15 protein-coding genes and 1 riboswitch are annotated in these 21,411 nt (G+C 73.1%); of the genes, 6 read left to right on the plus strand and 9 right to left on the minus strand.

Features of this window, described 5'->3' with window-relative positions:
• The first annotated feature begins 49 nt into the window (after positions 1 to 49).
• A complete protein-coding gene (locus tag HUT16_RS07295; RefSeq protein ID WP_254897677.1) occupies positions 50 to 949 on the plus strand; it encodes a sirohydrochlorin chelatase in 900 nt (299 codons plus the stop codon).
• A 201-nt stretch (positions 950 to 1,150) separates the two neighbouring features.
• Here HUT16_RS07295 and HUT16_RS07300 read toward each other — a convergent pair whose 3' ends face one another.
• The gene (locus HUT16_RS07300) at positions 1,151 to 3,292 is read right to left on the minus strand and encodes a hypothetical protein (protein WP_176186600.1); all 2,142 of its coding nucleotides are present in this window, start codon (positions 3,290 to 3,292) and stop codon (positions 1,151 to 1,153) included.
• Positions 3,293 to 3,817: 525 nt separating this feature from the next.
• Positions 3,818 to 3,987: riboswitch (cyclic di-AMP (ydaO/yuaA leader) on the plus strand.
• Between the two features lie 5 nt (positions 3,988 to 3,992).
• Here HUT16_RS07300 and HUT16_RS39150 point away from each other — a divergent pair.
• The 3 genes from HUT16_RS39150 to HUT16_RS07315 all read left to right on the plus strand — a co-directional run bounded on the left by HUT16_RS39150 (position 3,993) and on the right by HUT16_RS07315 (position 7,674).
• Positions 3,993 to 5,330, plus strand: coding sequence for a transglycosylase family protein (locus HUT16_RS39150; RefSeq protein ID WP_176186602.1), 1,338 nt, complete (start codon positions 3,993 to 3,995; stop codon positions 5,328 to 5,330).
• Between the two features lie 100 nt (positions 5,331 to 5,430).
• A complete protein-coding gene (locus HUT16_RS07310; RefSeq protein WP_176186604.1) occupies positions 5,431 to 5,631 on the plus strand; it encodes a hypothetical protein in 201 nt (66 codons plus the stop codon).
• A 132-nt stretch (positions 5,632 to 5,763) separates the two neighbouring features.
• Positions 5,764 to 7,674 carry a long-chain fatty acid--CoA ligase gene (locus tag HUT16_RS07315; protein WP_176186606.1) on the plus strand — a complete coding sequence of 637 codons (1,911 nt, stop codon included), beginning with the start codon at positions 5,764 to 5,766 and terminating at the stop codon, positions 7,672 to 7,674.
• A gap of 63 nt (positions 7,675 to 7,737) precedes the next feature.
• On the opposite strand, the gene HUT16_RS07320 is transcribed toward HUT16_RS07315, so the two are convergent.
• The 7 genes from HUT16_RS07320 to HUT16_RS07350 all read right to left on the minus strand — a co-directional run bounded on the left by HUT16_RS07320 (position 7,738) and on the right by HUT16_RS07350 (position 18,300).
• Complete coding sequence (locus tag HUT16_RS07320; protein WP_176186608.1) at positions 7,738 to 8,763, minus strand: LacI family DNA-binding transcriptional regulator; 1,026 nt, start codon at positions 8,761 to 8,763, stop codon at positions 7,738 to 7,740.
• Positions 8,764 to 8,788: 25 nt separating this feature from the next.
• The gene (locus HUT16_RS07325; RefSeq protein ID WP_176186610.1) at positions 8,789 to 10,513 is read right to left on the minus strand and encodes a glycoside hydrolase family 13 protein; all 1,725 of its coding nucleotides are present in this window, start codon (positions 10,511 to 10,513) and stop codon (positions 8,789 to 8,791) included.
• Between the two features lie 53 nt (positions 10,514 to 10,566).
• Positions 10,567 to 11,466 carry a sugar ABC transporter permease gene (locus HUT16_RS07330; protein WP_176192534.1) on the minus strand — a complete coding sequence of 300 codons (900 nt, stop codon included), beginning with the start codon at positions 11,464 to 11,466 and terminating at the stop codon, positions 10,567 to 10,569.
• A 50-nt stretch (positions 11,467 to 11,516) separates the two neighbouring features.
• Entirely contained in the window at positions 11,517 to 12,467 is a 951-nt protein-coding gene (locus HUT16_RS07335) for a carbohydrate ABC transporter permease (RefSeq protein WP_176186612.1), read from the minus strand.
• Positions 12,468 to 12,573: 106 nt separating this feature from the next.
• Positions 12,574 to 13,857: an extracellular solute-binding protein gene (locus HUT16_RS07340; protein WP_176186614.1), complete on the minus strand. Its 1,284-nt coding sequence runs from the start codon at positions 13,855 to 13,857 to the stop codon at positions 12,574 to 12,576.
• Positions 13,858 to 14,171: 314 nt separating this feature from the next.
• Positions 14,172 to 15,242, minus strand: a complete 1,071-nt coding sequence (locus HUT16_RS07345; RefSeq protein ID WP_176186616.1) for an aldose epimerase family protein — start codon at positions 15,240 to 15,242, stop codon at positions 14,172 to 14,174.
• A gap of 103 nt (positions 15,243 to 15,345) precedes the next feature.
• Entirely contained in the window at positions 15,346 to 18,300 is a 2,955-nt protein-coding gene (locus HUT16_RS07350; RefSeq protein ID WP_176186617.1) for an AAA family ATPase, read from the minus strand.
• A 315-nt stretch (positions 18,301 to 18,615) separates the two neighbouring features.
• Here HUT16_RS07350 and HUT16_RS07355 point away from each other — a divergent pair, with 315 nt between their 5' ends.
• Both HUT16_RS07355 and HUT16_RS07360 read left to right on the plus strand, forming a co-directional pair.
• A complete protein-coding gene (locus HUT16_RS07355; RefSeq protein WP_176186618.1) occupies positions 18,616 to 19,617 on the plus strand; it encodes a hypothetical protein in 1,002 nt (333 codons plus the stop codon).
• 167 nt (positions 19,618 to 19,784) lie between these two features.
• Positions 19,785 to 20,111 (plus strand): nuclear transport factor 2 family protein, encoded by a 327-nt coding sequence (locus HUT16_RS07360; protein ID WP_176186619.1) that lies wholly within the window; start codon positions 19,785 to 19,787, stop codon positions 20,109 to 20,111.
• A 55-nt stretch (positions 20,112 to 20,166) separates the two neighbouring features.
• Here the strand turns inward: HUT16_RS07360 and HUT16_RS07365 are convergent, their stop codons facing one another.
• On the minus strand, positions 20,167 to 21,390 hold the full coding sequence (locus tag HUT16_RS07365; protein WP_176192535.1) for a serine hydrolase domain-containing protein: 1,224 nt from the start codon (positions 21,388 to 21,390) through the stop codon (positions 20,167 to 20,169).
• Positions 21,391 to 21,411 lie beyond the last annotated feature (21 nt).

Raw genomic sequence — 21,411 nt, forward strand, 5'->3', positions numbered from 1 at the left:
CCGGTATCCGACTGCAACGCGCGCGGGGACATGTCCTACGATCTGGCGCATGAGCACAGCAGCCATCCCGGGCGCGCCACTGCCCGTCCGTACGCCAGGCTCCCGTGCGCGGGGGCGCCACCGCCGTCCCGAGCGCCCCGAGATCATGTCCGGTTCGCCCGCCCTGGTGCTGGCGGTTCCGGCCGTCGCCGGGCCGGAGAGCCGCCCGGTCGTCGAGGAGCTGCTCTCCGTCGTCCGCACCGAGCAGTCGGGCATCGAGGTGACGGCGGCCTACCTCGGCGGTGAGGACGCGCCGACGGTGGCCGGCCTGCTGGCGGCCGCCGCCGAGGCGGGCCTGCCCGCGCCGGTGATCGTGCCGCTGGTCCCCGGAGCGCACGACTTCCTGCCCGAACTGCACAAGCTGGCCGCCGAGACCGGCGCCCAGGTGCTGGACCCGCTGGGCCCGCACCCGCTGCTGGCCGAGGCCGTGCACGTGCGGCTGTCCGAGGCCGGGCTGGCCCGCGCCGACCGGGCCCGGCTGTTCGCCATCGCCACCGCCGCCGACGGCGTGGTGCTGACCACGGTCGGCGGCGAGGAGGCGGCCGCCTCGGCGGGCATCACCGGCGTCCTGCTGGCCTCCCGGCTGGCGGTGCCCGTGGTCCCGGCCGCGCTGGACGTGCCGGGCTCGGTCGCCGCGGCCGTCGCGCACCTGCGCGCCACCGGCTCCGAGCGCCCCGCGCTGGCCCCGCTGGTGATCGGCCCGGAGGCCGACCCCGAGCTGCTGGCCACCGCCGCCGAGGAGACCGGCTGCGCCAGCGCCGCCCCGATCGGCGCGTACCCGACGGTGGGCCAGCTGATCGCCTCCGCCTACCTGGCGGCGCTCCCCGAGCCCACCCAGGAGCAGCTGGAGGCCGCCGAGGCGGCCGCCGAGCAGCAGCGCACCTCTCCGGGGGCGCACGCGGCGCGCTGACGCCGACCAGGGACCGCGACGGGCAGGGGCAGCGAATCGACGCGCTCCCGCCCGTCGCGCTTTTCCCGGCACCCGCACACCGCCCGGCCACCGGTGGTCAACCCGCGGTCGGCCGCACGCTCGACCGTCCGCCCGGCCGCACGCTCGACCGTTCGCCCGTCCCCTCGCTCAGCCCTCCCCTCCCCCCGTTCAGCTCTTCGTTCAGCCCGCGGTGACCCGCCCGGTCTTCGGCGCGCTGTCGGTGAAGGCGAGCGCGGGCAGCGCGACCGCCCGCGGCGGGGTGGGCGCCTCGGCCGGGGCGGTGGTGGCGTTCCACGGGGTGCCGGCCACGCCCTGCCCTCCCCCGCCCTTGCCGAGCGAGACGGTCTGCGACTGCCCGGCCTTGCGGAACAGGATCCGCTTGGGGTCGGGCGCGTCCGGGTCGAGCCACAGCTCGCTGCCACCGGGGCCGCCGAACTCGCAGTCCAGGACGGCGATGTCGTCGGGCTTGCCGTCGCCGGTGGCCCGGAACGCCACTCCGGCCTTGCGGTAGCCGGTCAGCCGGCTGCGGCTGAGGGTGACCGACTCGCCGTCCAGCTGGTGCTTGAGGGTGGCCACCGCGTAGTCGGACTGCCCGGCGGCGTCGATCAGCAGCCCGTCGAAGACGGTGCCCTGGTCCCGCCCCAGCGCGTGCACGGCGATGCCGCCGGCCGCGTTGCCGTACAGCACCGAGGCGGTGTAGTCGAAGTCGTTCAGGTAGGCGCCGTGCTCGATGCCCCAGCCGCCGTTGTGGTAGGCCGCGTACTGGGTGACGGTGTGGTGGTGCTCGGCGTTGAGCCAGACGAAGATGCCGTTCTCCAGGTTGTTGTGCGCCAGGCAGCGTTCGAAGGTCCAGACGCCCTCGCTGGTCTCCGGCCACTCGTAGCCGGACGCGCCGGTGGCGCCCTGGACGCCGACGGCCACGCAGTCCCGGGCCGAGGAGCCCGTCCCGGCGCCGAGGCTGAACCCGGTGAGCCGGTAGCCGCGCGGGTTGGGCTCGAAGACGGTGCGGGAGGCGACGCAGCCCTCGTAGGCGATGTCGTCGGAGGGGCCCTGCGGGGTGCGGGTGTCGATCGGGCCGTCCCACCAGTACGCGTCCTCCCAGGTGTTGTGGGAGATGCAGCCGCGGAAGGTGATGCCGTGGCTGGCGTGCGGCACGAAGGCGTGGCTGCCGGTGTCGCGGACCACCACGCCCTCGACCACGGTGCCGCGCGAGGTGTCCAGCAGCATGTGGAAGTGCAGCCCGTACCGGCCGAGCACCGCTTCGGTGACGGGCTTCCCGTTCCAGCTGTCCTTGCCGTCGCCGCGCGGCCCGAGCCAGCGCAGCGCGGCGTGCCGGACGTCGGCCGGGCGGCTGGAGGTGAGGTGGACGTGCGCCCGGCCCTGCTCGGTGCCCTCGACCCGGACGTTGCGGCTGAGGTTGAGCACCTCGGCGCCGAAGGTCGCGCCGCCGCCGAGCGCCACCCGGGGGTGGGCGTTCTGCAGCGGTCCGGTGAGGGTGACGGTGGCGCCGTCGACCCGCTTGACGGTCACCAGGTCGTACGAGGTGGAGAACCCGTCGGTGTCGGGCGGCGCGGTGGGCGTGACGGCCAGTTCGTCGCCGGGCTGCCAGCCGACGGGGGCGGCGGCCAGCTTGACGGTGGTGTCGCCGGGCTTGAGGGCGGTGGCGGCGCGCGTCCAGGCGGTGCGGGGGGCGCCGTCCAGCCGCAGGTAGCCCTGGCCGGTGACCCACAGGCCGGTGTCGGTGTCGACGACGGTCATCCCGCCGCCGGCGAAGCGGCGCTCGTCGACCTCCGGGAAGCGCAGCGTGTGGGTGTGCGCGCCGTCGGGGGCGAGCGCCAGGGTGCCGCGCACCTCGACGTTGCCCGCGCTGGCGAGCGTCAGCGACTTGTCGGCGGCGAACACCAGCGAGCCGGTCTTCTCCACCAGCAGCGAGCCGACCTGGGCGTCGGCGTCCAGCAGCACCTTGTCGGTGATCCGCACCGCGCTGCCGGGGCCGGGCACCGTGCCGCCCCAGCCCTTGGGGTCCGACCACCGGCGGCCGCCCTGGTCGACCGACGGGGGCGGTGCGGACGGCCGGGGGGACGCCGAGGCGGGCGGCGGGGCACCGGTCTCGGTGCCGTGCCGGTGGCCGGTCGGCGGCGGGCCGCCGCCCGGCCCGGGGAGGGCGGCGGGCTCGTCGGCCCCCGCGAGGGACTGCCGGAGGACCACTCCCCCGCCGAGCGCCGTCACCGTCCCGACCGCCAGCCAGGTCAGCATCCGGCGCCGCCCGACCAGCGGCCGCCGGTGCCGCGCCGGTTGGTCGCCCTTGCGCTGCTGTTCCACCTCGGCCGCCCTTCCGGGGCCCGCGACCCCGCGTCGTCGGGGGCAGCATAGGCAGAAACGGACCCGGAAAGCGGCATCTTTCGTTTCGCTTAAGCATCCTGACGTACCATCAGTCATCTGTTCGGCCTTCCGGAGCCGTGGGCCGGAGCTTTCCGGCCGCCGACCCGCGGGTGAATTCCCCGGGCCGCCGGAGCCCGGAGCCGGGGCGCCCGGCCCGGCCGGACAAACCGGCGATCGGGCACAAATGCCCGTCTGCGAATGGCCACAAAAGCCGAATACTCCCCCACCGCCCTGCATAACGCATCAAAACGGGCGCAAGATCACCAATTGCCTGACGCGCGACCAGGCCGCGCCACCGGTCGGGGAGTTCGCCGGATATTCCTTGATCGTGAATTCCGAACACTATGACGCCGATCACAGGCATTTGCGAATCCTCCTCGAATCCGCTTAATCTCCTGCCCACGTTCGTGGACACACGGACCCAGCTCACCCGGAACGCCGAGTCCTGCCGCCGGGTGGGTCGGCTCATGCACAACGCACCACGGCAGGGGCGGGGGAACCAGGTAAGTCGCCCCGGGCGGTCGAAGGACCGCACGGGGCTAGGGGTGAAGCCGAACGCACCACGCGGTGCGCGCGGCCGGGCAACTCCAGCCCGAATCCGACAGCTCACCTCGCAGGCGTGGGAGAGGAACGCTTCTTCATGCTGCCCATCAGCGCCAAGCGCGCCCGCCGCCTGATCGCCACCACCGGTGTCGTCGGCATCGGGCTCACCATCCCCTGCCTGACCACCGGCACCGCCTCCGCCGCGACCGTCGCCACCTGGGACAAGGTCGCCCAGTGCGAGTCCAGCGGCAACTGGTCCATCAACACCGGCAACGGTTTCTACGGTGGTCTGCAGTTCACCTCCTCCACCTGGGCCGAGTTCGGCGGCACCGCGTACGCCTCGCGCGCCGACCTGGCCACCAAGGACCAGCAGATCGCCGTCGCCGAGAAGGTGCTGGCCTCCCAGGGCCCCGGCGCCTGGCCGGTGTGCTCCATCCAGGCCGGTCTGACCAAGGGCGGCGCCGCCCCCCAGGTCGACACCTCCGGCTCGAACGGCTCTGGCTCGAACGGTTCCTCCTCGAACGGTTCCTCCTCCGCCGCGCAGGGCTCCGCGCAGGACTCCTCGCAGGGCTCCGGGCAGTCCACCGGCAAGAGCCAGTCGCAGCACTCCTGGTCGCAGGGCAAGTCCCAGCAGTCCCGGAGCCAGGCCCAGGCCCAGCCGCAGGCCCAGCAGAGCACCCCGGCCGCCACCGAGCAGTCCGCCGGCACCTACACCGTCGCGGCGGGCGACTGGCTGTCCGCCATCGCGCAGAGCCAGCACGTCGACGGCGGCTGGCAGAAGCTGTACGACCTGAACCGCTCGGTCCTCACCGAGGGCCCGGACATGATCTACCCCGGTCAGCAGCTCTCGCTGGGCGGCACCACGACCGCGCAGAAGTCCGCGCCGGCCACCAAGTCGTCGTCCTCGTCGTCCTCGTCCTCGTCCTCGTACAAGGGCTCGTCCTGGAAGAGCAGCCGCTCCGCCGCGAAGCCCTCGACCGGCACCGCGTCGACCACGAGCACCACCACCGCGAGCAAGGCCGCCACGGCCACCACCTCGACCGCCTCGACCACCACCACCGCCACCAAGGCGACCGGTTCGAAGGCCGCGGCGATCGACTTCGCGCTCTCCAAGGTCGGCCAGGCGTACGTCTACGGCGGCACCGGCAACGGCGGCTGGGACTGCTCGGGCCTGACCCAGGCCGCGTTCCGCCAGGCCGGCATCAGCCTGCCGCGCGTCGCCGCCGACCAGGCCGACTACTCGACCCGCGTCTCGCTGGACAGCCTGCAGCCGGGCGACCTGCTGTTCTGGTCCAGCAACGGCTCCAACTCGGGCGTCTACCACGTCGCCCTGTACGTCGGCGACGGCAAGTACGTCGAGGCGGCGAACCCGAGCGCCGGCGTCCGCACCGAGACCATCGCCAACTGGGCCCCCGACTTCGCGGGCCGCGTCTGATCGGCGAACGGCACACCGCTGCCCCCGGGGACCCTGGTCGGCCCCGGGGGCAGCGGCCTATCCTCGGCCGGAGAAGGCTCGACGACCGGGGAGCGGCACCATGGCGAAACTGACGATCACGCTGGACGCGGACCTGGCCCTGGAGGCGATGCTGCGGCTGGGCACCACCAACCCCCAGGACGCGGTGGAACTGGTCCTGCGCGACTACCTCGCCACCGACAGCCGCACCATCGCCCGCACCGGCGGCACCCGCGACGGCGACCGCTTCCTCCCCAACCCCCCGGTGGCCGAAGAGGGCTGACGATCCGCCGGCCGGACCCCGGCCTCCCCTCGCCCGCAACTTACGCGACTGTCAAGTAACTTACCGTCTAGTAAGTTTACCGGCGAGTACCTACCCTGGGCGAACCCCCACCCCACTCAAGGGAGTTCGCTGATGGCACACCCCCTCACCCGTGCCGCCCGCACCGACCGCCCACCCGTCGAGGTCCGCCGCGCCGCCGGGCAGGTCGTCGAGGCCCGGGCGCCGTACCTGGTACCGCCGCCCGCGGAGGGCAGTCTCGCGGAGCTACCGTTCCGCAACGCGCTGGCCGACCCGGACGCCGTGGTGGTGACCCGCCGTCAGCCGGACGGCGGGTGGCTGGACGTGACGGCCCGGCAGTTCGCCGAGCAGGTCGCGGGGCTGGCCCGCGGCCTGGTCGCGGCCGGGGTCCGCCCCGGCGCCCGCATCGTGCTGATGTCGCGGACCAGGTACGAGTGGACGCTGCTGGACTTCGCCGCCTGGGCGGCCGGCGCCTGCGTGGTGCCGGTGTACCCGACGGCCGCGGTGGAGCAGGCGGAGTGGATCGTCCGGGACTCCGGCGCGGTGCTGGCGCTCGCGGAGGACGCCCAGACCGCCGAGGTGCTGACCGTGGCGATCGCCCGCACCGGCGGGACGGTGCCGCTGTGGCGGCTGGACGAGGACGCGGTCGGCGCCCTGACCGGTCTCGGCGCGTCCGTCCCCGCCGAGGAGCTGGAGCGCCGCCGCGCGGCCCTGGGCCCGGACGACGAGGCGACGCTGATCTACACCTCGGGCACCACCGGCCGCCCCAAGGGCTGCCTGCTGACCCACGCCAACTTCCTCACCGAGGCGGCGAACTGCCACGCCCTGCTGGAGCCGGTGTTCGAGGAGGCGACCGGGGTGCGGCCGTGCACCCTGCTGTTCCTGCCGCTGGCGCACGTGCTGGGCCGGATGATCCAGGTGACCTGCGTGTACGGGCGGGTCCGGATCGGCCACAGCCCGTCCCTGAAGCCGGCCGACCTGCGGCCGGACCTGGCGGCCTTCGGCGCGACCTTCCTGGTCGGCGTGCCCTACCTGTTCGAGAAGATCCACCAGTTGGGCCGGGCCGAGGCGCAGGCGAAGGGCGCGGCGAAGGTGTTCGACCGGGCGGCCGAGGTCGCGGTGCGCTACGCCCGGGCCGAGCTGGACGCGCGGGCGGGCGCGGGCCGGCCGGCGCCGTTCTCGCTGCGGGTGGCGCACGGCCTGTACGACCTGCTGGTGTACCGGCGGGTGCGGGCCGCGATGGGCGGCCGGGTGCGGTACGCGATCAGCGGCGGCTCCTCGATCGACCCGGAGCTGCTGCTGTTCTTCGCGGGGGCGGGGGTGCTGGTGCACGAGGGCTACGGGCTGACCGAGAGCAGCGGCCCGTCCACGGTGAACCCGCCGCTGCGGCCGCGCCCGGGCACGGTCGGGCAGCCGGTGCCGGGCAGCGCGGTGCGGATCGCCGAGGACGGCGAAGTGTTCCTGAGCGGTGGTCAGCTCTTCGACGGATACCACGAGTTGGGTCGGCCGCGGCCGCGACGGCCGCAGTGGTTCGCCACCGGCGACCTGGGCCGGCTGGACGAGGACGGCTACCTGACCATCACCGGCCGCAAGAAGGAGATCCTGGTGACCTCCGGCGGCAAGAACGTCTCCCCCGGCCCGCTGGAGGACCGGCTGCGCGGCCACCCGCTGATCAGCCAGGCGCTGGTGGTCGGCAACGGCCGCCCGTATGTGGGCGCGCTGCTCACCCTGGACGCCGAGGCGGTCGAGCTGTTCCTCGCCTCGGGCCCGCCGGAGCCCGGTCCGCTGCCGGAGGGGGTCGGCATCGGCAGCGCCGTCCCGGTCCGTCCCGCCGTGCTGGCGGCGCTCGCCGAGGCGGTGCGGAGCGTCAACTCGACGGTCTCGCGCGCCGAGTCGATCCGCCGGGCGCGGGTGGTGGCGGGCGACTTCACCGAGGAGCGCGGCCTGCTGACGCCCTCGCTGAAGATCCGCCGGCAGGCCGTCGGCACCGCCTACCGGCGCGACGTCGAGCAGCTCTACGCGTGAGGACGGCGCGGCCCCCGGGAGGAGGTCCTCCCGGGGGCCGCGCCGAGGACGCGCCCCGCGGTCTCAGCCGTTGCGCGGGCCGGAGCCGGTGGAGCCGCGCATCACCAGCTCGGGCTGGAACATGAACTCGGAGCGCTGCGCCGGGTTTCCGCCGACCTCCTCCAGCAGGGCGTCGACGGCGGCGGTGGCCATCGCCTCGACCGGCTGGCGGACGGTGGTCAGCGGCGGCTCGGTGAACGCTATCAACGGCGAGTCGTCGAAGCCGACCACCGAGACGTCCTGCGGCACCGTCAGCCCGCGCTGGCGCACCGCCCGGATCGCGCCGAGCGCCATCATGTCGGAGCCGCAGACGATCGCCGTGCACCCCTTGTCGAGCAGCGCCTGGGCGGCGGCGTGGCCGCCCTCCACGCTGAACAGGGTGTGGTGGACCAGCTCGTCGGCCTGCTCCTCGGTGCGCCCGGTGAGCTGCCGCACGGCGGCCGTGAAGCCCTCGATCTTGCGGAGCACCGGCACGTACCGCTTCTGGCCGACCGCGAGGCCGATCTTCTCGTGCCCGAGCTCGACCAGGTGCTGGACGGCCATCCACATCGCGGCCCGGTCGTCCGGGGAGATGAACGGCGCGGCGATCTTCTCGCTGTAGCCGTTGATCAGCACGAACGGGACCTGGCGACCGATCAGCTTGGCGTACCGGTCGTGGTCGGCGGTGGTGTCGGCGTGCAGGCCCGAGACGAACACGATGCCCGCCACGCCGCGTTCCACCAGCATCTCGACGAGTTCGTCCTCGGTGGAGCCGCCCGGGGTCTGGGTGCACAGCACCGGCGTGTAGCCGTGCCGGCTGAGCACCTGTTCGATGACCTGGGCGAGCGCCGGGAAGATGGGGTTGCTGAGCTCCGGAGTGATCAGGCCGATCAGCCCGGCACTGCGCTGGCGCAGCCGGGTGGGCCGCTCGTAGCCGAGGACGTCGAGCGCGGCCAGCACGGTCTGCCTGGTCGTCGCGGAAACGCCCGCCTTGCCGTTGAGTACGCGGCTGACGGTGGCTTCGCTGACCCCCGCCTGCGCCGCGATGTCGGAGAGTCGCGCCGTAGTCACGATCCCAGAGCCTATTGCAACCACGTCAGACCGCCCACCATGCGGTGCTGTCGGCCGGGAGTTCGACGCCGTTCTCCGTCACGACAGCCTCAGTAGAGGACAGCAGCATACGGCCGGGAGCGGGAATCCGGACGGTTTCGCCGGTGGCGTTCACGGTGCACACGAACGACCCCTCGGACGACTCGCGCCGGAAGGCCAGCACGCCCTCGGGGGCGGGCAGCCACGCGACGTCGGACCCGGCGCCGAGCGCGGGCTGCTCGCGGCGGACGGCGATCGCGGAGCGGTACAGCTCCAGCGTCGAGGTCGGGTCACCGGTCTGGACCTCCACCGAGAGCCGGGCCCACTCGGCGGGCTGCGGCAGCCAGCTGGGGCCGCCTTCGGGGCCGAAGCCGTAGGGGGCCTCGGTGCCGGACCACGGGATCGGGACGCGGCAGCCGTCGCGGTAGCCGTCCTGGCCGGCCTGCCGGAAGAACGACGGGTCCTGGCGGACCTCGTCGGGCAGGTCGGTGACGTCGGGCAGGCCGAGCTCCTCGCCCTGGTAGATGTAGGCGGAGCCGGGCAGCGCGAGCATCAGCAGGGTGGCGGCGCGGGCCCGGCGCAGGCCCAGTTCGCGGTCGCCGGGGGTGCGGATCTGGGTGCCCAGGCCGGGCGGGTTGGCGAACCGGGTGGCGTGCCGGGTGACGTCGTGGTTGGAGAGCACCCAGGTGGTGGGGGCGCCGACCGGGCGCATCGAGTCGAGCGAGACGTCGATCACCTCGCGCAGCGCGGCGGCGTCCCAACCGGTGCCCAGGTACTGGAAGTTGAAGGCCTGGTGCAGTTCGTCGGGGCGGACGTAGTTGGCGGTGCGCTGGACGGTCGGGGTCCAGGCCTCGGCGACGCCGATCCGGGCGCCCGGGTACTCGTCGAGGATCTGCCGCCAGCTGCGGTAGATGGCGTGCACGCCGTCCTGGTCGAAGAACGGCATGACGTCGTTGCCGAGCAGCTTGAGCTGGTCGTGGCTGCCGAGGTCGGGCAGGCCGGGGGCCTTGACCAGGCCGTGGGCGACGTCGATCCGGAAGCCGTCGACGCCCATGTCGAGCCAGAACCGCAGGATGGAGCGGAACTCGTCGGCGACCGCCGGGTTGTCCCAGTTGAAGTCGGGCTGCTCGGGGGCGAACAGGTGCAGGTACCACTCGCCGGGGGTGCCGTCGGGGTTCGCGGTGCGGGTCCAGGCCGGGCCGCCGAAGATCGACTCCCAGTCGTTGGGCGGCAGTTCGCCGTTCTCGCCCTTGCCGGGGCGGAAGTGGTAGCGCTCGCGCAGCGGGGAGCCGGGGCCCTCGCGCAGCGCGCGCTGGAACCACTCGTGCCGGTCGGAGGAGTGGTTGGGGACGAGGTCGACGATGATCCGCAGGCCCAGGTCGTGGGCGTCGCGGATCAGCGCGTCGGCGTCCAGCAGGGTGCCGAACATCGGGTCGACGGCCCGGTAGTCGGCCACGTCGTAGCCGGCGTCGGCCTGCGGGGAGGCGTAGAACGGCGAGAGCCACACGGCGTCCACGCCCAGGTCGCGCAGGTAGGGCAGGCGGGCCCGGATGCCGGGCAGGTCGCCCATGCCGTCGCCGTTCCCGTCGGCGAAGCTGCGCGGGTACACCTGGTAGATGACCGCGTCCCGCCACCAGCCGTCTCTGGCGGCGTCGTTCGCGGCAGTCGTCCGGGCGGCGGGAACGGCGGCGGGAACGGCGGGCCTGGAGGCGTCGGCCAGGTTCTGGGTCATTGGACGGTCATCCCTTGGAGGCTGTGGAAGTGACGTGGGAGGTGACGGGTCGTTCAGGACTTCGCGGCGCCGGCCGTCAGACCGGTGACCAGGTGGCGCTGCACCAGGTAGAAGACGACCGCGGCCGGGAGCGCGATCAGCACCGAGGTGGCGGCCATCAGCTGCCACTGGTGGTCGTGCTCGCTGACGAACGAGGACAGGCCGACCGCCAGCGTGTACTTGTCGGACGAGAGCATGAAGGTCGAGGCGTAGGCGACCTCGCCCCAGGCGGTGAGGAAGGAGTAGAACGCGGCCACCGCCAGGCCCGGGCGGGCCAGCGGCAGGATCAGCCGCCAGAAGGTGCCGATCGGGGAGAGCCCGTCGACCCGGCCGGCCTCGTCGATCTCCATCGGGATGGTGTCGAAGTAGCCCTTGAGCAGCCAGGCGCAGTACGGCACGGTGGTGGCCGAGTAGACCAGGATCAGGCCGGTGTAGCTGTCCAGCATCCCGAGGTTCGACAGGATGTAGTACATCGGCACGATCAGCACCGCGATCGGGAACATCTGGGTGACCAGCAGGGTCCACATCAGCTGCCGGTAGCCGGGGAAGCGCATCCGGGAGACCGCGTAGCCGGTGGAGGCGGCGATCAGCACGCCGATCACGGTGGTGCCGCCGGCCACGATCGCCGAGTTGCCGAACCAGGTGAAGAACCCGGTGTCGTTCATGACCTTGGTGTAGTTGGCGAAGGTCATCTTGTCGAAGATCTTCGCCGGGTGCAGGTAGTCATTGTCGTCCGGCCCGAGCGAGATGTACGCGATGTACAGCACCGGGAACAGCGCGACCAGGCTGGCGGCGATCAGCGTGCCGTGCGCGAGCACGGTGGCCAGCGGCGAGGACCGGCCGCGCCGGCGGACCTTGGCGGGGCGCTCGGTGGTGGCCGTCTCGGCGGCGGGGCGGTCGGCGGTGAGTGTCATGGGGCTGCCTGCCTGGTCGGGTTCCTCGGTCTGGTGGGTGGTCCGGCTGCTCATCCGTTGGCCTTCTCGTTCCGGGCCAGCCAGCGGCGGTAGAAGGTGGTGAACACGATCAGGATCGACAGCAGCAGGATGCCGTAGGTCGCGGACTGCGCGTAGTCGGAGGGCTGCTGGCCGAAGCCGAGGCGGTAGGCCCAGGTGACCAGGATCTGCGCGTCGGGGGCGCCGGAGCCGAAGAGCAGGAAGATGACCGCGAACTGGTTGAAGGTCCAGATCACGCCGAGCAGCACGACGGTCGAGGAGACGGTGCGCAGACCGGGCAGGGTGACGTGGCGGAAGCGCTGCCAGGGGCCGGCCCCGTCCATCTCGGCGGCCTCGTAGAGCTCCTGCGGGATCGACTGGAGTCCGCCGAGCAGCGAGATCATCATGAACGGCACGCCGACCCAGGTGTTGACCAGGATCGCGGCGGCCTTCTGCGCCAGCGGGTCGGACAGCCAGGCGGGTTCGGGCAGGTGCAGGAAGGAGAGCAGTCCGTTGACGGCGCCGCCGTCGGCGAGCATCAGGCGCCAGGAGAAGACGGTGACGAAGGTCGGCACCGCCCAGGGCAGGATCAGCACCAGCCGGTACAGGCCGCGGCCGCGCATCTTCCGGTTGAGCAGCAGCGCCAGGCCCAGGCCGATGCCGTAATGCAGGACGACGCAGATCGCGGTCCAGGCGACGGTCCAGATGAAGTGCGACCAGAACCGGTCGTACGCGGTCGGCCCCCACAGCACGTCCGCGTAGTTGTCCAGCCCGATGAAGTCGAAGCTGTCGGGGATGTGGTTGACGCCGATCTGCCGGCCGACGTTGAGGCTGGTGGCGTTGGTCAGGGTCAGGTAGATGCCGCGCACCAGCGGGTAGCCGACCAGCACGCCGAGGACGATCACGACCGGCGCGATCATAGCGTACGCGTACCAGTACTTCGAGTACGACAGCCTGATGCGCTGTGCGACCGCAACTGCCATGGAAAGACACCTTCTCCGGGAGGTCCGCCGCCTGCCTCGGCGACTGCTGGGGGGATGACGGGCCGGCCCGGCCCACCGTCAGGTGTGGGCCGGGCGGCCGGTCGGCTTACTTGGTGAAGTCCGGGAGGAGCTTCGCGTAGTCGGTCGCGGTGGCGTCGAGACCGGCCTTGGTGTCCGACTGGTCCTGGACGATCTTGCCGAGGTTGGTGCCGAAGGAGCCGAACAGCGAGGCGTACTCGGGCAGTTCGGGGCGCGGCTGGGCGGAGGTCAGGATCGCCTGGAAGTCCGCGATGCCGGGGTTGGCCTTGACCTCGTCGGTGTAGGCGTCGGTCCGGGTGGGCAGGGTGCCGTTCTTCAGCGCGAGGAAGGTCTGGCTCTCGGCGGAGGTCAGGAACGCGGCGAGCTTCTCGGCGGCGGCCTTGTGGGCGGCGTCGGAGCCGGCGTAGACGGAGACGTTGTGGCCGCCGGTGGGGGCGCCGCCCTTGCCGGTGGAGCCGTTCGGGACGGCGGCGATGCCGAGGTTCTTCTTGTCGGCGAACGCGGTGCCCTTGTAGATGTTGGTGACCTCCCAGGGGCCCTGGATGATCGCCGCGACCTTGCCGTTGTTGAAGGCGTCCATCATGTGCGCGTAGGCGTCGGTGGTGACGTCGGCCTTGGCGGTGCCGGGCGAGGTGAACATCGACTTGTAGGTGTCGACGGCCTTGACGGCCTCGGCCGAGTTGACGGTGATCTTCTTGCCCGCGGCGTCCACCATGTTGGTGCCCTCGCCGTACAGGAACGGCATGGCGTAGTAGCCGTCACCGGCCTTCAGCCAGAAGCCGTCGACGCCCGCCTTCTCCTTGAGCTGCGCGGCGTCGGCCTTGAGCTCGTCCCAGGTGGTGGGGGCGGCGGTGATGCCGGCCTTGGCGAACAGGTCCTTGTTGTACATCAGGGCGAGGGTGTCGGTGACCAGCGGGACGCCGTAGACCTTGCCCGAGTACGTGGCCTGCTTGATCAGCGAGGGCTGGAAGACGGAGGCGTCGGCCAGCGCGGGGGTGCCGTCCAGCGGCTCCAGGTAGCCGGCCTTGGCGAAGGCGGAGGTCCAGCCGACCTCGGCGCGGAAGACGTCCGGCGCGCCCTTGGCGCCCATCGCGGTCTGCAACTTGTTCTGCGCCGTGTCGAACGGCACGTTGACGAAGTTGACCTTGACGTTCGGGTTCGCGGCCTCGAACTTCTTGACCAGCTCCTGGTAGTTGGGGGCCTCGTTGGTGGCGTTCGAGGTGTCCCAGTAGGTGATGGTGACCGGTCCGCCGTCGCCCTTGGCGTCCGAGCCGGAGCCGCTGCTGCTGCAGGCCGCCATGGAGACCGCCAGAGCCGCAACGAGAGCGGAGGCCGCGATGCCACGCCGCATGGAAACTCCTATGAAAGGTGGGGGTGCCCGAGATGGAGGAGGACGGCGCATAATGGCTGTCCGAAGCCGACTGCGCCGTTGCGGCCGCCGGGCTTGAGCAGGAACGTAACAGCGCGGCGAACGTTGCTGAAAGGTCTTGCAGCAAGTTTCTGCAAGATGACGGGGATCGTTACGTCCACGTGTCCTTAGAGTTGCCATCGCGCGCCTTGACCATCCGTCGCCTTGCGGAAACTCCTTGCAGTCACCGGGCCCCGACATGCGGAAGGGCCCCCGGGAGCAGCGCTCCCGGGGGCCCTTCGCCGGACGTCCGGCGGTCAGTCGGCGGTGCCCACCCGCAGCACGGTGGTGGAGCGGAACTCCTGCCCCGGCCGCAGCTCGGTCGACGGGTACGACGGCTGGTGCGGCGAGTCCGGGTGGTGCTGGGTCTCCAGCGCCACCCCCGCGTACGGGCCGTAGGCCGTGCCGGACGGGCCGGTGACCGCGCCGTCGAAGCCGTTCGCGGTGTAGACCTGGATGCCGGGCTCGGTGGTCAGCACCTCCAGCGTCCGCCCGCTGTCCGGGTCCGCCAGCAGCGCCGCGCGCACCGGCGGCCCGTCCGCGGGGCGCTCGCGCAGCACCCAGTTGTGGTCGTAGCCGCGGGAAAGTTTCAGCTGCGGGTGCCCCTCGGCGATGCCCTCGCCGAGCGGCCGGGCGGTGGTGAAGTCGAACGGGGTGCCCGCCACCGGCTCGTACGGGCCGTACGGGATCTGCCGCTCGTCGACCGGGGTGTACGCGTCCGCGTCGAGGGTCAGCAGGTGGCCCAGCACGTCGCCGCGGCCCTCGCCGGCCAGGTTGAAGTAGGCGTGGTTGGTCAGGTTGAGCACCGTCGGCTTGTTGGTCACCGCCCGGTAGGAGATGGCCAGGTCGCGGCCGGTGAGGGTGAAGTCGACCCAGACGTCCAGCGCGCCCGGGAAGCCCTGGTCGCCGTCCGGCGAGTGCAGGTGCATCCGCACCCCGTCGGGGATCTCCTCGGCGTCCCACACCCGGTGCGAGAAGGAGTCCGGGCCGCCGTGCAGGGTGACGCCGTGGCCGGTGGGCAGCAGCGGGTGGTCCTCGCCGTCGAGGGTGATCCGGCTGTCGGCGATCCGGTTGGCGTACCGGCCGACGGTGACCCCGTAGTGCTTGGCCGGGCCGAGCAGGGTGCCCACGTCCGCGCTGGTGAGCAGCAGCTGGGCCGGGGCGCCGGAGCGGTCCGGGGCGGTGAGGGTGTGCAGCGCGGCCCCCAGGGTGATCACCGTCGCCTCGACCGGGCCGGCCCGCAGCGTCCAGCGTTCCAGCCCCATCCCGGCGCCGGAGTGGTCGTACGGTGCCCGGTGCACCTCGGTGGGCTCGGCCGGCGCGGTCATGGGGCTGCTCCTCGGTTCGTGATCATCCTGCCCGGTCAGCGTAGCCCGACCCGGCGCGCGGACCGGCGACCCGCCCCGCGCGCCGACAGGATCGACCGGTCCGTCAGTCAGCCTGCCCGGGGCCGTCGGTGGGCAATCCGAGCGCGTCCGCGAGTCCCCCGGGGCCGGTGCCGAGCTTGCGGTGGACGGAGGCCAGCCGCTGCTTGACGATGCCCAGCGGGAGCTTCAGCTCCTCGGCGATCCGCTGCGGCGGCAGCGAGCGCGCGGCGAGCCGGGCGACCGCGAGCTCGTGCGGGCTGAGGGTGTCCTTGGCGGGCGCGGCCGGGCGGCTGGGCTGAAGCCCGGCCGCGGCGAGCACCTCGCGGGCCCGCGCCTCCAACCCGTCGGCGCCGCAGTGCTTGGCCAGCTCCAGCCCCTGGTACAGGTGTTCCGCCGCCTCCAGGCTGCGTCCGGCCTGCGCCAGCGCGGCGCCCAGGTCGACCAGGGCGTGCGCGTGCTCGTAGCCGGCCGGGGAGCGGCCCAGCCAGCCGACCGCGTCCTGGAGCAGCCGGACGGCCTGCGCGCCCTCCCGGACCGCGGCGGCCAGCCGCAGCGCGGTGCCGATCGCCGACGGGACGCCGGACTCCTTGGCCCGCTCGACCGCGTCCTCGGCGATCTCCCGGGCGGCCGCCGGGTCGTGCGCCGCCGTGGCGACGGCCAGGTGGCCGGCCCACGGGGCGTGCACGGCGGAGCGCCAGCCGCGCCGGTCCAGCCGGTCGCCGATCTCGCGCAGCACCTCGACGGCCGCCCGGTGCTCGCCGCGCGAGATCAGCAGCTTGCCGTAGGTGGTGGCCACGTCGGGGAGCACCAGCGCGGTCTGGTGGTAGGGCGGCTGGAAGCGGTACTTGACCGCGATCTCCCAGGCCTCCTGGGTGCGGCCGCGGGCGAGCAGGGTGTCGATCAGTACGCCCACCAGGTTCCAGGTCAGCGGGAGGCCGGTGCCCATCCGGTCGGCGATCCGCAGGCCGCGGCGCAGGAAGTCCTCCGCCTCCGGGAGGAAGCCGCGGCGCAGCCGGGCGTAGCCCATCAGGAAGTAGGCGAAGCCGCGGTGGGCGCCGCTCCACCCGGCGATCTCGAACTCCAGGATGGCGGAGCTGAACAGCTTCTCGGCGCGGGCGAGTTCGTCGTTGTAGGCGAAGCACAGGCCGAGCAGGGCGGGCAGTTCGAAGTTCCAGGTGGTGTTGGTCCAGCCGAGGCTGCGCGGCAGCCGGCCGTCCACCAGGGCGTCCTCGGCGGCCCGCAGCGCTTCGGCGTTGCCGCGGCCGCGGAGCGTGAGGTCCCAGGCGTACAGGGCGCGGACCGGCCGGGCCGCCTCGCTGTCCGGGTCGACCTCGGCGACCAGCCGGCGGACCCGCTCGGCGCGTTCGGGGCCGTCCTTCTCCTCCCGCTGCAACGCGGTGTACAGCAGGTGGGCGACCAGCAGCCGGAGCCGGCCGGGGCCCTCGGCGGCGCGCTCGGACTCGTCCAGGCAGAGCGCGGCGGCCCCGCCCAGGTCGCCGCTGTGGGCCACCACCTCGGAGAGCCGGAAGACCGCCTCGACCCGCAGGTCGGGGCTGAGCCCGGGGTCCATGTCGATGGCGCGGCGCAGCTGGTTGGCGGTGGCCTCGGGGTCGGTGAGCAGGCTGGCGCAGGCCAGCTCGAACAGCACCTCGGCCTGGTCCTCCTCGTCCGGCGGCTCGTTGAGGGCGCGCTCCAGACAGCGGCGGGCGGCTTCGGGGGCGCCGATGGCCAGGTTCTCGGCGGCGGCCCGGCGCAGCTTGCGCACCATCGCGTCGTCGCCCTCGCCGGGGTGGGTCTCCAGCAGGTGGCGGGAGGCGGCCAGCAGCGAGCCGCCCGCGTTCTCGATCACCGTGGCGGCCTGGCCGTGCATGCCGGTGCGGGTGCTGGGCGGGATCGACTGGTAGATCGAGGTGGCGATCAGCGGGTGGACGAACTCCAGCCGGCCGTCGGGCTGGCCGGTGAGCACGCGCATCCGGCGCAGCACCCGGATCGACTCGGCGGCCTGGGTGGGGCTCTGGCCGCAGATCGCGGCGGCCACCTCCTCCTTGATCTCGGTGCCGAGCAGGGCCGCGGCCCAGGCGAACCGGATGACCGTGACGCCGAGCTTCTCCAGCCAGTAGTCGCGGCCCTGCCCGCGGGCGGCCGCGGCCAGGTCGCGCAGCCGGGGCGTGTTCTCCTCGATCGGTTCGAGGTTCTGGTCGCGGACCTCGCGCACCAGCGCCAGGGTGTCGAACGGGGTGCCGGCGGTGACCGCCCAGACCTGGCGGCAGAACGCGTCGTCGGCCTCGGCGAACTCGTCGTGCACGATGGCGGCCACCGACACCGGGTTGAGCTGCATCAGCTCGTGCTTGTGGGCGGCTCGCTCCTTGATCTGCCGGGCGAACGGGAGGGCCTCCTCCTCGAACTCGTGCCGGAAGGCGAAGACCAGCAGCACGGGCAGCTCGCGGGCGCGCACCGCGAAGGAGGCCAGCCAGCTCAGCGACTCCTGGTCGACGGCGTGCAGGTCGTCGACGATCACCACCAACGGGGCCCGGCGGGGCGCCAGTTGGGTGATGACGAAGTCCAGGCCGTCGTGGATGCCCTGCGGGTCGATCCGCTCGATCTCACCGGACGGCGGGGCCAGGCCGATGGCCGGCGCGACGATGTTGTACCAGCTGCCGAACACCTCCTTGCGCTCGTCCTCGCCCAGGCCGCCGAGCACCGGCATGAGCAGCTGCCGCAGCACGCGGAACGGCTCCTTGCGCTCGCGCTCGCTGCCCCGGGCGAACAGCATCGTGCAGCCCTCGCGGGCTCCGGCGATCCGGCGGGCCTGCTCCAGCATGGTGGTCTTGCCGATGCCCGGCATGCCCGAGAAGAGCAGCAGTTCGCCGATCTTCAGGCCGCCCGCGGCGAACTCCCGGCACAGCTTCTCCACCGCCTGCTCGATGGAGCGCATCTCGTGATCGCGTTCCCACAGCTGCGGCCCGACCGGCCCCGCGTCGGCCGTCTTCTCCTGCGGCCCGTTCTGCTCTTCGGCCACGTCCGTCCCCTCCGCCTCACCGTCCGGCACTCCGTTCCCGACCTTAGCGCCGCCGTCGGCCGTACGGGCGGCGTTCGCCCAGGCAGGGGCGCCCGGGGCAGGGTTAGGGACCATTGCCCGGGGCAAATGCCTTACCAGTCATGGCATCTGACGATCCGATCGGATAACTTTCAGGCCACGAGGGTGTGATTGATCTTCGCGGGGGAAGGCCATCGGCCGGGTCCGCACCCCACGGGTCCGCGCTGCACCGGTACAGGCTGCTCTGGAGACACGTTGGCTGCTATACCCCCGCTCTTCTGCCCCATCCCGTCCAGCTTGCACCCGGCGCACGAGGCCGTCGGCAAGAGCACCGAACTCTGGCTCGACACCATGGGCTTCACCGCCGACGCCGAGCGGCGCAGCCGCCTGCTGGCCATCGGCGCGCACGAGTTCGTCTGCCGGATCGCCCGGGACGCCGAGGGCACCACGGGCCTGGAACTGGTCTCGCAGTGGCTGTGCAGCATGCTCACCCTGGACGACGAGTGGGACACCGGACGGCTCAGCCGGGACCCCTCCCGCGTACTCACCATAGCAGCCACGCTACTCGCTGTTATCAATTCGGCGAACTCGCACCCGAACGAGGACGACCTCTACGTCGCCTCCGTCCGCGACGTGTTCGGCCGGGCCCGCACCTGGGCCCCCGCGCTCTCCGTGAAGCGCTGGGCGGACAGCCAGTTGGAGTCCTTCATCGGCGCCGCCGCCGTGGTCGCCTACCGCTCCGAGCGCCGGCCGATGACGCTCTCCGAGTACCTGACGATCGGCCCGCTGGACCGCGGCAGCCGCTCCTGCATCGAGATCATCGAGGTCTGCGAGCGCACCGCCATCCCGCAGTCCCAGCTCGACTCGCCCCGGGTGCACGCGCTCACCGAGGCCGCCAAGTTCCTGGTGCTGGTCTCGGCCGACGTCTACTCCTTCCGCCGCGAGGACCACCACGGCGCGCTGGAGAGCAACATCGTGGACGCCCTCCAGCGGCACCTGGGCTGCGGGCAGGAGCAGGCGCTGCTGGAGGCGGCCGCCCTGCACGACCGCACCATGTGCCTGTTCCTCCGCCTCGCGGACCGCACCTCCCGCCGCGCCGGGGCCGAACTGCAGCGCTACATCAAGCAGTTGTCCAACCTGGTGAGCGGCAACCTGGAGTGGGGCTTCACCTCCGCCCGCTACACCGAGCGGGCGCCCGGGGCACTACCCCCGGCCGTGCGCGCCGAACGGCCCGCCGACGGCCGGCTCACCCCGCCGCCCTACCCCGAGATCGCCTGGTGGTGGGACCAGCTCTGGTGACGGCCGGACCGGGGCGGTGGTCCGAACGGCTGCCCTCCGCCCCCCGGCCGGGCTCCGGGTGGCCCATGGCGGCTGGCGGCCCGCGGCCGCGCGTGGTCCCGTCGAAGCACGTCCGTCCGGACGGGTACCGGCCCGGTACCGATCCACGCACCGAGGAGCCAAGCGTCATGACCATCGCCGTCGACAAGCTCTCCGACCCGGCCGTCCGCCGCCTGATCGGCGCCGTGAACTCCGGCGACCGGGAGGCCTTCTTCGCCACCCTCACCGAGGACGCCACGATGTCCGACGACGGCTCCGAGCGCGACCTGGCGGACTGGGTCGACCGGGAGATCTTCTCCTCGCACGGGCACATCGAGGTGCAGACCGAGAAGTCCGGCGGCCGCGCCCTGGTCGCCGACTACCGCAACGACACCTGGGGCGAGATGCGCACCGCCTGGCGCTTCACCGTCACCCCGGAGGGCCGGGTCAGCCGGTTCGAGACCGGCCAGGCCTGACGCCCCGCCGCCCGTCCCGCCACCCGGCCGCGCGCCGGTTCAGCCGTTCCCCGGTTCAGCCGCACGCCGCCAGGCACTGCCGGACGGCGGCGATCAGCGCCCGGGAGCGGACGTCCCCGGTGACGCCCGGCTGCATGCCGTTGGTGACGTAGCCGAAGCCGATGCCCAGCTCCGGGTCGGCGAAGCCGAGCGAGCCGCCCCGGCCGGGGTGGCCGAAGCTCGCCGGGGAGGCCATCGGCGAGGTGCCGCCGTGCCGGAAGAAGCCCTGCCCGAAGGCGGTGTTCACGATCAGCACCCGGTCCGGCCCCTGCACCGAGGGGCCGGCCGCCTCGGCCAGGGTCTCCCGCTCGAACAGCGCGGGCAGCCGCTGCCCGGGCGCGTCGGCCCGGTCGGCGGCGCCGATCAGCGCGGCGTAGAACCGGGCCAGCGAGCGGGCGGTGCCGATCCCGCCCGCGCCGGGCACCTCGACGGCCTGCACCGCGGGGTCGTTCAGGTCCACGCTGCTGCGCACCGAGCCGAACGAGCGGGCGGTCAGCGAGCGCGGGTCCCGGTAGGCGTCCAGCACGGACTGCTTGGGGCGCATCCGCATCCCGCCCGGGCCGAGCCTGGCGGCCTCCGGCGCGGGCAGGTCGACCAGCCGGCCGACCCGGTCGGCCGCGGCGGCGGGCAGGCCGATCCACAGGTCCAGGCCGAGCGGGGCGGCGACCTCCTCCGCGAAGTACCGCCCCACGCTGCGGCCCCCGGCCCGCCGGACCACCTCGCCGACCAGCCAGCCGAAGGTCAGCGGGTGGTACCCGTGCGCGGTGCCGGGCTCCCAGGCGGGGGCCTGGGCGGCGACGGCCGCGGCGGCCGGCTCCCAGGCCAGCACGTCCTCGATCCGCAGCGGCACGTCCAGCGCGGGCAGCCCGGCCTGGTGCGAGAGCAGCCAGCGCACCGGGACGCGCTCCTTCCCGGCCCGGGCGAACTCCGGCCAGTACGCGGCGACCGGCGCGTCCAGGTCGAGCAGCCCGCGCTGGGCGAGGTGCAGGGCGGCGGCGGCGGTCAGCCCCTTGGTGACGGAGCGCAGCACCTGCGCCGTCCCCTCCTGCCAGCCGACCGCCGGGGCCGGTCTGGCCCCGACCTCCGGCCGGGCGTCCCCGCCCCACAGGTCGACCACCTTCCGGCCGTCCAGGTACAACGCGAAGGCGGCGCCGAGCTCCCCGTACTGCCGGAAGTTGCCCGCGAAGGCCTCCCGGACCGGCTCGAACCCGTCCGCCACGAACCCCTGGATCTGCTGGATCTCCACCCCGCCACCCTATGC

The sequence above is a fragment of the Kitasatospora sp. NA04385 genome, assembly GCF_013364235.1.
Lineage (GTDB): Bacteria > Actinomycetota > Actinomycetes > Streptomycetales > Streptomycetaceae > Kitasatospora.